9 protein-coding genes are annotated in these 12,712 nt (G+C 42.3%); 5 read left to right on the plus strand and 4 right to left on the minus strand.

From position 1 onward, the window contains the following. The 3 genes from ACFQZS_RS09570 to ACFQZS_RS09580 are packed head-to-tail and all read left to right on the plus strand — an operon-like array spanning position 1 to position 6,344. The gene (locus tag ACFQZS_RS09570) at positions 1 to 2,781 is read left to right on the plus strand and encodes a TonB-dependent receptor (protein ID WP_377099597.1); all 2,781 of its coding nucleotides are present in this window, start codon (positions 1 to 3) and stop codon (positions 2,779 to 2,781) included. A gap of 4 nt (positions 2,782 to 2,785) precedes the next feature. Beyond that, entirely contained in the window at positions 2,786 to 3,958 is a 1,173-nt protein-coding gene (locus ACFQZS_RS09575; protein ID WP_377099599.1) for a DUF4249 domain-containing protein, read from the plus strand. Between the two features lie 4 nt (positions 3,959 to 3,962). After that, the gene (locus ACFQZS_RS09580; protein ID WP_377099601.1) at positions 3,963 to 6,344 is read left to right on the plus strand and encodes a hypothetical protein; all 2,382 of its coding nucleotides are present in this window, start codon (positions 3,963 to 3,965) and stop codon (positions 6,342 to 6,344) included. Between the two features lie 39 nt (positions 6,345 to 6,383). Here ACFQZS_RS09580 and ACFQZS_RS09585 read toward each other — a convergent pair whose 3' ends face one another. The 4 genes from ACFQZS_RS09585 to ACFQZS_RS09600 form a co-directional block, all read right to left on the minus strand. Continuing rightward, positions 6,384 to 8,024, minus strand: a complete 1,641-nt coding sequence (locus ACFQZS_RS09585) for a serine/threonine protein kinase (RefSeq protein WP_377099603.1) — start codon at positions 8,022 to 8,024, stop codon at positions 6,384 to 6,386. A gap of 140 nt (positions 8,025 to 8,164) precedes the next feature. After that, entirely contained in the window at positions 8,165 to 8,644 is a 480-nt protein-coding gene (locus tag ACFQZS_RS09590; protein ID WP_377099604.1) for a DUF4112 domain-containing protein, read from the minus strand. Positions 8,645 to 8,792: 148 nt separating this feature from the next. Further along, positions 8,793 to 9,197, minus strand: coding sequence for a hypothetical protein (locus ACFQZS_RS09595; protein ID WP_377099605.1), 405 nt, complete (start codon positions 9,195 to 9,197; stop codon positions 8,793 to 8,795). A 133-nt stretch (positions 9,198 to 9,330) separates the two neighbouring features. After that, positions 9,331 to 9,531, minus strand: coding sequence for a hypothetical protein (locus ACFQZS_RS09600; RefSeq protein ID WP_377099607.1), 201 nt, complete (start codon positions 9,529 to 9,531; stop codon positions 9,331 to 9,333). A 246-nt stretch (positions 9,532 to 9,777) separates the two neighbouring features. Here ACFQZS_RS09600 and ACFQZS_RS09605 point away from each other — a divergent pair, with 246 nt between their 5' ends. Together ACFQZS_RS09605 and ACFQZS_RS09610 are read left to right on the plus strand one after the other, a co-directional pair. Then, positions 9,778 to 11,979 (plus strand): outer membrane protein assembly factor BamB family protein, encoded by a 2,202-nt coding sequence (locus ACFQZS_RS09605; RefSeq protein WP_377099609.1) that lies wholly within the window; start codon positions 9,778 to 9,780, stop codon positions 11,977 to 11,979. A 246-nt stretch (positions 11,980 to 12,225) separates the two neighbouring features. Further along, positions 12,226 to 12,675, plus strand: coding sequence for a KTSC domain-containing protein (locus ACFQZS_RS09610; RefSeq protein WP_377099611.1), 450 nt, complete (start codon positions 12,226 to 12,228; stop codon positions 12,673 to 12,675). Positions 12,676 to 12,712: the final 37 nt, after the last annotated feature.

The raw sequence follows: 12,712 nt of genomic DNA on the forward strand, positions 1-12,712 counted from the left end.
ATGAAAAAATTATACCTTATAATATGCTGTTTATTTGTAGGTAACGCGTTATTTGCACAAGTTGCGGGCAAAAGGTTAATTGATGTTAATTACCAGCAGGCGCGCATTTCCCAGGTGGTTGATGACCTGGAAACTAAAACCGGATACTATTTTTATTATGACGCTGCCGCATTTGATAGCCTGAACGTAACCTTACAATTAAACCAACAGCCTCTTGATCGTGTTTTAGATGAAGCCTTTAAAAACACGCACTTTCGTTATACAATAACTCCGCAGCAAGAGGTTTTGTTAACTAAGTACCGTAATATACAAACTGGCTTAGCTAACGGTTTTTTTGGATTAAAAACCCTAAACACCGCTGCAAATGCCGTAACAGCGAATTTACCTGTGCGAAACTTTGCAACCGACGAAAAACAACAGGAGGTAACTGAATCGACCGTTGAGAATAAAACCTACGAAATAGGTTTTAAAACCAGCCAGGTAGGCACTGGTAATGCAACTATAGCGGGGTATGTTAAGGAAGCAAAAACAGGCGAATCAATAATAGGAGCAAGTTTATATGTAGCCGATACAAAAACAGGGGTTAGTTCAGATCAGTATGGCTTTTTCTCACTTACACTGCCAAAAGGCAGGCATACCATACTTATACGTTCAATGGGCAGCCGCGACACCCGCAGGGAAATTATATTGTATAGTGATGGCAAATTTAATATCGACCTGCAAGAACAAATACAAACTTTAAAGGAAGTAAAAATATCGGACGAAAAAGTTGCCAATATTAAAAGCACGCAACTTGGTGCTGTGCGTATGGATATAAAAAGTATAAAAGAAATACCTGCAGTATTTGGCGAAGCCGATATTTTACGGGCGGTACTGGTATTACCCGGCGTGCAAACAGTTGGCGAAGCTACAACCGGTTTTAACGTGCGTGGTGGCGCGGCCGACCAAAATTTAGTGCTGTTTAACGGCTTAACAGTTTTTAATCCGGCGCATTTTTTTGGTTTCTTTTCGGCCTTTAACCCTGATGTTGTAAAGGATGTTGAATTATATAAAAGCACTATTCCCGAGCGTTTTGGTGGGCGCATATCATCGGTATTAGATATTAACAGTCGCGAGGGTAACAAAAAAAAGTTTACGGGATCGGCAGGTATTGGCATACTTACAAGCAGATTAAACGTTGAAGGACCGATAGTAAATGACCGGACCTCATTTATATTTGGCGGACGTACCACGTACGCCAACTGGCTGCTTAATTTACTGCCTAATGCTTATAAAAACAGTAAAGCATCATTTTATGATCTGAATTTAGATATCAGTCATCGTATCAATGACAAAAATAACTTATACCTAAACAGTTATATCAGTAATGACAACTTTAAACTGAACAGCGATACCAGTTATAGCTACAGTAACAAAAATATAGCGCTAAAGTGGAAACACAACTTTAACAATAAACTATACGGTGTTATAGGTGGCGGGTTTGATAGTTATCAATATGGCGTGGGCAGCACAGTCAATCCGGTAAATGCTTATCAGCTTAATTTTAATATAAAACAAACCAATTTTAAAGCCGATTTTAATTATTACCCTAATAATAAACATAGTCTAACGTTTGGCTTAAGCTCAATTTATTATAACCTGCATCCGGGCGATATGCAACCAACGGGCGCTAAATCTTTAGTGGCACCAAATGTTGTTAGCGCCCAGCACGGGCTTGAAAGCGGCTTATATGCTGGCGATAAATTTGACGTAACTGATGATCTTTCGTTATCAGGTGGATTACGTTTAGCAGTTTTTAACTCGCTTGGCCCGGCAACGGTAAACTATTATGCCGATGGTCTTCCAAAGACAAGTTTAAACGTGACAAACACAAGGATATTTGGTAGCAATCAGTTTATTAAAACGTATATCAATCCCGAGATAAGATTTTCGGCGAGATATAACCTTGGCGACAACCTGGCGGTAAAAGCGGCTTATAATACTTTGCATCAATATTTGCACCTGTTATCAAACACAACAGCTATTTCGCCAACCGATGTTTACCAGTTAAGTGATGCTAATATCAAACCGCAATCGGGCAGGCAGGTATCATTAGGTTTATACAAAAATTTAAAATCAAATACCATCGAAACATCTATTGAGGGTTATTACCGGGATATTGACCATTACCTTGATTATAAAAGCGGTGCAGTTCTTACCCTTAATCATAATATTGAGCAGGACGTAATAAACACACACGGCAAAGCTTACGGGTTAGAATTTATGTTGCGCAAAACGGCCGGTAAACTTACGGGGCTTATGAGCTATACTTATTCGCGCACATTTTTGAAGCAGGATGACCCTGCGGTACACCCGGCAGTAAACAGCGGGGCGTATTACCCGGCAAATTATGATAAACCTCATGGTTTTAATTTAACCGGCGCATACCATCTTTCTCATCGGTATAGCCTGTCTTTTAATGTTGCTTACAGTACTGGCAGGCCGATAACCTTACCAATAGCCAAATATCTGTATAACGGTGCAGAGCGGGTTTATTATTCAGACCGTAACCAATACCGCATACCTGATTATTTCAGAACCGATATTGCGCTGAATATTGAGGGTAATCATAAAATAAAGCAGTTAACACATAATTCATGGACAATAGGTGTGTATAATCTTACAGGGAGGCAAAATGCATATTCAACCTTTTTTACACAGCAGGGTGGGGTAGTTGGTGCATACCAGTTATCTATTTTTGCAGCGCCTATACCTTTTGTAAATTATAATATAAGATTTTAGGTATATGAAACAGGCAGCTTTTTACTTAACTTTTTTTATAGGTGCTATTGCATTAGGCAGTTGCAAAAAGTCTTTAAACGTAGAGGTAACAAAACAAAATGTAAATGTTTTAGTGGTTGAGGGTTTTATAAACACAATCGATTCGACCAAAATAACTTTAAGCCGTACAGTGATAATTGCAAATAAAATTGCCGCCAACCCCGAATTAAACGCGCAGGTCACCCTTGAAAATGCAACGGGTACTGTTGCAACGCTGCAACATTTGGGTAAAGGAGTGTACGCTACCCAAAGCTTAATTTTAGATAATACCAAACAATACCGTGTACGTATTAAAACCAGTAATGGTAAAACCTATTTATCAGACTTAACCAACGCAAAAGTTACGCAACCTATTGATGATGTGGGATATGATGCTACCAACGCCGGTATATCCATTTATGCCAATACACACGACGCGACTAACAACAGCCGTTACTACCTTTATAATTACGAAGAGACCTGGGAGTTTAGAACCAAATTTATTTCCGCTTATCGGACTAACGGATCAGCCATAATACCACGTACAAAAGCAGAGTATATAGATCATTGTTTTGGTTTTCAGGCTTCCAATAACATTATTGTTAATTCAACGGCTGCTTTAGTGAAGGATGTAGCATTTAAGGCGCCCATAGCTACTGTCGCTTCAACTTCAGAAAAGTTGGGGATAAAATATAGTATACTGGTTACACAAATAGCTTTAACCAAAGAGGCTTATGCTTTTTGGGATAATATGAGGAAGAACACCGAAGGATTGGGCAGTATATTCGATGCCCAGCCGTCAGAAATTTCCGGCAACATTCATAACGTTGCTGATGCGGCCGAACCGGTTATAGGATACATAAGCGCAGGCACTAAACAATCAAAACGAATTTTTATAAAAAACGCAGATTTACCGTCAAGTTACAAATTTGAATATCCATACGACTGTAAATTGGATTCATCGTATCTTTTTTTTCCTCCAAAGGGTAAGCTTACTGTGGCGACAATGGTAGTGCCCTTAACTAGCCCATATCTCGCTGCAGATGCGATATGGTCAGAAGAACCTATTCCAGCTATAATCGGTTATCAATATTCGGGAAGGCCGTGTCTGGATTGTACGATAAGGGGACGTGTACAACAACCAAGTTTTTGGCAATAATGTTATGACAATAAAGATCACATCAGTATTAAGGCACTTGTTAGTTCTCCCGCTGTTTTTAGCGGCAGTTAAAACACACGCGCAGGACATTATATCTCAAAGTTTCCGGCAATATAACGACCATGTTTTGACGGAAAAAGTGTACGTGCATACCGACAGGAACTTTTACATGGCCGGCGAAATAATGTGGTTTAAAGTTTATAATGTTGATGCGGGTACTTTGCATCAGCTTGATATAAGTAAGGTAGTTTATGCAGATGTACTGGACGAAGCAAATAATGCGGTTTTACAGGCTAAAATAGCGTTGGATAAAGGCCGGGGAAACGGGTCGTTTTATATCCCGGTAAACTTAAAAAATGGCAATTATAAATTAAGAGCCTATACCAATTGGATGAAGAACTTCAGTGCCGACCGGTTTTTTGAAAAAACAATAACGATAGTTAACTCGCTAACCGAGCCGGTGGCGACCACGGCAATGGGAACTGTAAGGCCTCCTGCAATACAGTTTTTTGCCGAAGGCGGCAATCTTGTAGCAGGTGCAACAAGTACAGTTGGCTTTAAAGTAACCGGGGCGGATGGTAAAGGAATAGATGCAAGCGGGGTAATAACCAATGAACGGAATGAAACCGTGGCCCGATTTGAAACCTTAAAATTTGGCATGGGCAGTTTTGAGTTAACGCCCGATGCTAACAGTACCTACAAAGCTGTAGTGCGCATAGGCAGCAATAACTCCCTGATAAGCGAGCTACCGCCGGTTGCCGCCAAAGGTTACGCAATACATTTAACAGGGACTTATAACCAAACCAATTTAGTTATAAGTACACGAGGTGTTAACGAACCACTTTACCTGTTTATACACAGCGGCCGGACGGTGATTGTAGCTCAAAGTGTTGTTACTAATGCCAACGGAAATGCAACAATATCTATTGACAGATTAAAGCTTGGCCGGGGGGTAAATCATATTACTTTGTTCAATAGTGCAAAGCAACCTGTTTGCGAGCGTTTGATTTTTAGCCGTCCGGATGCTTTGCAGATACGTGCACAGGTTCAATCGCAATATAAACTGCGTAGCCTTGTAGCTATTCCCGTTACAGTCGCGCCGGCTGCTAACAATACAGTGCCGGCAAATATGTCTATAGCTGTATTTAAAGCTGATTCATTAAATCATGGCGATGACCTTAATATAGATACTTATCTATGGCTAACGTCAGAACTGAAGGGGAATATTGAATCTCCGGATTATTACTTTAGCAGAACGCCGGGTGTAATATCTGACGAGGTAGACAGGGCGCTTGATAATTTATTACTGGTGCAGGGATGGAGCCGTTTTAAATGGGATGAAGTTTTAAACGGAAAGCAAAAGTTTACTTACCTGCCGGAGTACGACGGACACTTGGTGACAGGGCAATTACGTGATGCATATGGCAAACCCGCCCCTAAGATAACCGCCTATATGGGCGTGCCGGGCAAGCGTTTACAATTGTATGGATCTACAGCCGATTCGACCGGAAGGTTATTATTTAATACCAAGCAACTTTATGGCCCCGGCGAGATAGTTGTGCAAACCAATACCGAAATAGATAGTACCTATAAAATATCTATCAATAATCCTTTTTCCGAGCAATATTCAAGTATAAAACTGCCTGCTTTTAAATTAATTAAACAATGGCAAAAAGCGTTAGAATTTAACAGTATGGATATGCAGGTCCAAAATATATACGTGCCTAATAAGTTAAAGCAATACACGGTGCCAGTGGTTGACAGTTCCGTTTATTTTGGTAACAACCATAAAAAATATTTTCTTGAGAACTACACCCGTTTTACTACTATGGAAGAAGTATTGCGGGAATATGTTGTAGAAGTATTGGTGGGCAAAACTAAAAACAGGGTACGCTTTAACGTATTGAATGGGGGCGAGTTTACGCGCGATCAACCTATGGTGATTTTAGATGGTGTGCCTATTTTTAACCTCGACCGTGTTTTTGCTATTGATCCGTTAAAAATACGCGAGCTGGATATGATGAAGTATAAAAACTACTGGGGACCCATAACATCAAATGGGGTGATAAACATGATATCCTACAAGGGTGATATGGCCGGGTTTGACATTGACCCAAAAGCCGTGGTACTCGATTATGAAGGCATGCAGCTACAGCGGGAATTCTACTCGCCAATATACGAAACGCCTGAACAGCAAAAAAGCCGTGTGCCCGATTTCAGGCATGTGCTGTATTGGGCGCCTGATGTTAATACCGATGCCACAGGCAAGGCTAATGTGTCGTTTTATACATCCGATAAGCCGGGTAAGTACATAGCCGTTATTCAGGGTATTGACAGAAATGGACTTGTTGGTAGTTATAAACTGAAATTTGACGTTGTTAAATAAGAAATGTTAACACCAACGCGCGAACGTGAATAGCGGACATTATTGCCCAACTATAATCAAGTCCTTTTTCCTGAGCCAGCCTTTACTGGTTTGTCCTTCATCATTGGTATACACCACATAAATAAAGCCGTTTCGGTCGTCAAGGGCTTTTAAGCGTGCGTTGTTCCATTGGTTTATATTTGCGGCGCGTTTGCTTGCCTCGTCCGGGCTGCTGTGAAAGTAGGCGTAAGTAGTAAATAATTTAAATACTTTACCTACATCGCTGCCCTTACCGCTATTAGTCGGCGCAGGTTCAACAGGTTTTGCTTTTTTTACCACCTTTTTAGTTGAATCTTTTTTCGTTTTTTTAACCGCCGGCGTTTCGGGTTTTTCAATAGGATTCTTTACTGCAACCTCTGGTTCTTCCTTTAAGTTTTTCCGGGGCTCTGGCTCAGTACGGGTTTTATTTGAGCTTTCTGCACGTGCAGTATTATCTTTTGGAAGAGAAACAGCCGCTGCTTTCTGGCTATTAAAAAGGTAACGGCCGGCCAACACACCAATGCAAGTAAACAACAGCCCAATGCCGAACAATAGGGCTATTGACATCCTTTTGCCACTATTGTTATGTGGTGCCGATGTTGTAACAGGGGCTTTCTTAATTGTCGCCTTGCTATTTTTAAGCTGTGTTATCTCCTGCTCTAACCGGATCGTCTTAGCCGTTTCTTCCTGTAATTTTAATTCCAGGGCGTCTTTTTCGTTTTGCATGACAAGGACACTCTCTGTATCATCTTTTACGCTTATCACACTGTGTTGTATCGCCTCGCGCAGTTCGGTACCGTCGGCGTAACGGTCAGCCGGATTTTTTTGCAAACATTTAGAGATGAGCGGTAGCAGCCAATCCGGTACCCGCAATTCGCGAAGGCGCTGTTCTTCAGGCCAGTTCAAAGGCATGTTCTTTTCTCGCAACGCCAGCAGGTCGGGTGGTTCTTGCTCCAGGTGTGCTATCATTACAGCATTACGGGCGGTCTGGCCATTGTCATTCAGTTTAAAGGGAACGGTGCCAGCCAGCAACTCATAAAGGATAATGCCGTAGCTGTAAACATCACTTTGCGGCAGCAGGTTGCCTTCGCTTTGCTCAGGCGCCATAAACTCTACCGCCCCCGCGTTTCGTAAGCTGCTCCGCCGCTGCTCGTCGCTCATAATTGCAAGGCCAAAATCAAGCAGCATATAGTTGCCTGTATTAATGTTGAATTTAACATTGTTGCTTTTGATATCGCCATGCTTTACTGATACCTGATGGCAATGGCTCAGGGCATTTGCAAGCTGATAAGCTACCTTAATGGTTTCAGGGATGGTGAAAACAGGTGTATCTTTTTCAGTAAGTAGTTCCGCAAGATCCGGCCCCTCTATAAATTCCATCTCGATGAACGGGAGCGAGCCGCTTTCGGTAATGCCGGAGTTGAGGATCTTAACCACATTGGGGTTTGATACCTGGTTAACCTTTTTTAATTTCTCTACCTCGTTAATAAAATCGTTATAGTGCTTGTCGTTCTCATCTTCGGCGTGAATAGGGGTAGGCAAAAGCTTTATTGCTACAAAAATTTCGCCGATGCGCCTACCTTTATATACAGAACCCTGGCCGCCGGTATGCAGAGCGCCCAGGTTTTCAAGTCCCTCAGTTATAGTAAAAATTTTACCCATTTGCTTTGTTAACGCTAAAGCTGTTTTGCTATAAATGTATCCATCTCAAAACCCCACTTTACCAAAATAGTTTTTTGAACGGTAAGTATTAGAGCAGACCCTGCGGCCTGGGTTTAAAATGCCTGGAATTATCAGGGCTATTAAAAAAGCCTGAATAACCATTGCAGCGCTAGGTAAGACACATAGATAGTTAATGCAAGGAAAATTAGCAGTACTATTAATATTAAGGTTATAATACCGTTACCGTTGCCTTGGTGCTTGCCTTCCTGGTAATGCTCTTTTAGCAGCTTAATGTTGCGGGTATTCGCTTTAAAATAGAAATCGGTGATCTGCCCCAGGAGTGGTATTGCGCCAAGAAGTGCATCAAAGCAAATGTTAACAGCCATTAAAACAAGTACCTTGCGACTTACACCGCCGTTCTTTGCAATTACATAAAGCAGCGCTATTGCTACGATAAAGCCTGAAACATCTCCTGCAATGGGGATGAAGTTCAGTACAGGATCGAGCCCAAAGCGAAAATTTGTACCGGGGAAGCGGAATTTGTCGTCCATAACGGAAGCTATCCGCTCAACCCATTTTAACTGCCCTGTAAGTGCTGTGTTTTTTGGTAATTGTTTCATTGCTATTATAGGAATGAAAAGCACAGGGATTTGTTTTATGAACTTTTACGCCCTAAGCTTCGGCCACACAGACAGGACTAACGCCTTTTAACCAAAAAAGCCACACCCTTTTACAGGCGTGGCTTTTTGGATTTAAAACTAATAGCGTTTAGATCTCGGTATCGTCGTCCGCATCATCGCTGTCCTGACGCTGATTATCATCAGCATAATCCTGATCGCTGTAATCGCGCTGATTGCCTTGCTGCTCCTGCGTATTGGTCTGGCTGTAATTTTGATCATCCTGACTTGAACGCTGGTTTTGCTGGCCGAACTGCCCTTGCTGACCGCTGCTTGGGTTGCCTATATCGGCATTACCTTGCTGCTCCTGGTTGCGGCCTTGGTTCTGATCCGGATTTCTGCCCGGCTCACCTTGCTGATCGCCACTGCTGCCTTCGCCTTGCAAACCTGCGTTTTGTTGTTGTTCCTGGTTGCTGTTCCAGTTTTGTTGGTTGTTTTGCTGTTGCGCATCAGAACGTTGGTTCTGATCGTCGCTGTTCCATGTGTTGTTTTCCATAACGTAGATATTTATTTGGTATTAGTATAACACATGTAAAAGCACCTTTGTTTTCGTTCTAATTAAAAATATTTCAAAATATCAAAGCCACCCCATTTACCGGAGTGGCTTTGATAAATAAGGTATTTGTTTTTTACAATTCAGTATCGTCATAGCGATCCCTATCGTCAAGGTAGCCGTTGCTCAGGTATTTGTTTCCGCTATCTTCCTGGCTGCTGCCATTTTTTTTATGGCTGTTTGACTGTTGCTCCTGGTTACTTTTACTTCTGTTAGTTGGGTTATGCAATGCTTGATCCTGGTTCACATCATCGCTTCTTTTTTTATTGTTTTCCATTATATTAAAAAATTATCGATAAAGTATAACGCTGGGGAAAAGGATTTGTTTTGTTGAGCGCTAATTGCCGGTAGACGAAATTTATTAAAAGGAGTTACTAATTAATTTGTTATTGCATTATATATTTTACAAAAAATTTAGTTGAAAAGCCTTATAATAGCATGCTCAAATTTATCGGGTAAAAACAACCCTGTAAGCTTGCATAAAACCAATTAAACGCCGATTAAAACCAACTATTAACATAAAATGAATTCCATTAAAAAGTTTCTATTATCATTTAAGCAAAAACGAAGCTACCAAATAGCGGCGTTAGTACTTGTAGCATTATCATATTCGGCATATGTAGCCATTAATGATGATCGCGTATGGGGTGCATACAGAGGCAACTCTGAGACCAACGCTTATTCGCCGCTAACGCAGATCAATAAAGATAACGTACAAAACTTAGAGGTGGCCTGGCAATTTGGACCTGGCAACCCACCTCCGGTTGCCGGTGCTGCTGCTGCCCCAGGCAGAGGCTTTGGCGGTGGAGGAAGCCAGTCAAACCCTATTATTGTTGATGGGGTAATGTACTCCATATTGGCCCGCAGCAAAGTTTACGCGGTTAACTCATCAACAGGCGAGCAGATATGGGAGTTTGACCCATCAAGCGGCGGTTATGGCGGTGGCGTTTCAAGGGGTGTAACTTACTGGGAAAAGGGTAATGATAAGCGCCTTTTAATGGCCATAGGTAATAACCTTGTAGCCATTAGTGCTACAACCGGCGAGGTGATAAAAACCTTTGGCGATGGCGGCAGAGTAGATCTGCGCGTGGGTTTGCGCGATGATCCTAAAACCATAAACGCTGCCGGATCTTCATCGCCGGGCGCAATTTATGGCGACCTTATCATTATGGGTGCAAGGGTTGACGAAAGCTATGGCTCTGCACCTGGTTATGTACGTGCTTATAACACTATTACCGGTAAACTAACCTGGACCTTCCATACCATCCCGCAACCGGGTGAAATTGGTTATAAAACCTGGCCTAAAGATGCCTGGAAAGAATTTGGCGGTGCTAATGACTGGGCCGGCTTAAGCGTTGATAAAAAACGCGGCATGGTGTTTATAGCAACCGGCGGTACAAGCTATGACTTTTACGGAGTTGATCGCCCGGGCGACAACCTGTTTGCTGATTGCGTTGTTGCGCTGGATGCTAAAACAGGTAAACATATATGGCACTTCCAAACCATTCACCATGATCTTTGGGATTGGGACCTTTCGTCGCCACCTAACTTAGTTACTATTACTAAGAATGGTGTAAAAAGAGACGCAGTTGTACAACTGAGCAAAAGCGGATTCACTTATGTGTTAGATCGTGTAACAGGTAAATCGTTGTTCCCTATTAAAGAAACTCCGGTTCCTAAATCTGATATCCCTGGCGAGATCACGTCTCCAACTCAACCTATACCGGTATTGCCTAAACCGTTTGCACGCCAGGCACTTACTGAGAAAGATATCAGTAATTTCTCCCAAGCCGCACACGATTCGTCTATGCGCTTGTTAAAAACCCTGCGTTACGAGGGTATATTCACACCTCCGTCAGTACGTGGCACGTTCCATAGCCCGGGCTCTAATGGTGGTGCTGATTGGGGTGGTGGCTCTTTCGACCCGCGCACCAACATCATCTATATTAAAACAAATGATGCGCCGGAGATCATTAAAATGCAGAAGTTAGAGAACCGCGCAGTAGCCAACCAAACCGATTTTCAGGTAGGTAAGGGCATTTATAATACCTACTGCGTTGCTTGCCATGGTGCCGATAAATTGGGCGACGAGCAGAGCTATCCGTCTTTGTTAAACATTCAAAAACGTTTAACTGATGCGCAGATCATCGCCAAGATAAAAGCAGGCGGTGGTAAAATGCCGGGCTTTGCATCTGTTATAAATGATAAGGCTAAAGAAGCTGCTATATTATCATTTGTAACCGGTAACGATACCAAAACCATAACCGCTTCAGATGGTAAGCCGGTACCGCAAAAAGTACGTTATACTAACGTTGTTGCTTACAGGGCAATATCAGATATGAATGGCAATCCGTTTGTTACACCACCATGGGGAAGTTTAGTTGCTATTAATTTAGCTAGCGGTAAAGAGCTATTCAGGGTGCCTGCCGGTAACGATGAGGCCCGCCAGAAACCAGGAGAGCCGGAAACCGGCTTAACAGGAAACGCTGGTGCCGTATCAACTGCAGGAAACATTGTATTTTGGGGCGGCGGCAGAGACAAAAAATTACGTGCCTTCGATTCAAAAACAGGTAAAGTGTTATGGTCAACCGTAATGCCTGCGTCGTCAAATGCAACGCCAAGTATTTACAAAGGTAAAGATGGCAACCAATATATTGCTGTTACTATAGGTAGCGATGCTACTCACCCTAATGGGTCAATAATTACCTACAGACTTAAAAAATAAGTTGAGCATAATTCAATTCAAAAGGGGCGAAAGCCCCTTTTGTTGTTTTACAAAATTCCTGCATGTCATTGCGAACTACGGCTTGGCATATAACTTATTCCTGGGGGGAGGGGTGCGGCTGGCTGGGAAGTGGCGGGTAGGGGTTTACTGCAATAACATAAAGCATTATGCATTAGCACGGTAACAGAAGATACCGTACCTTTGCGCCATTATTGCATTTACACGCGATAATGCAATATATAAAGCATGAAGAAAATTGTTGAACACCGTAAGCTATTAGGGGTAAATGGAACCGCCGAACTACAGGAACTGAAAACATCTTACCGGTCGTTGATGAAAACCTGGCACCCGGATAAGTTTCAGGAAAGTGAAGAGGCCAAACTGGAAGCTGAAGAAAAAAGTAAACAAATTATAGAAGCCTACCATTTTTTGGTAAGCATAGCCCCCGAAACACGCGCCCAAACGCTTACCGAATACAACCTGACTACCACAACTGCTAACATGCTCGATTTTGAGTACCGCTCACAGGTGCTTAAGGTATCATTTACAGATGGCAGCGAGTACGAGTATTTTGATGTGCCCAAGGCCATATATGTAAAGCTTATCAATTCCGACTCGCCGGGGCGGTTTGCGCGAAGGCATATTTTTAATAACTATGTTTACCGAAGTGTGAGTAAGCTAGTGGCGAGTGCTTAGATAGCTTGTTCTCAAAAAAAAGGCCGGTGTTTACACC

This window comes from Mucilaginibacter calamicampi (assembly GCF_042676765.1).
GTDB lineage: Bacteria > Bacteroidota > Bacteroidia > Sphingobacteriales > Sphingobacteriaceae > Mucilaginibacter > Mucilaginibacter calamicampi.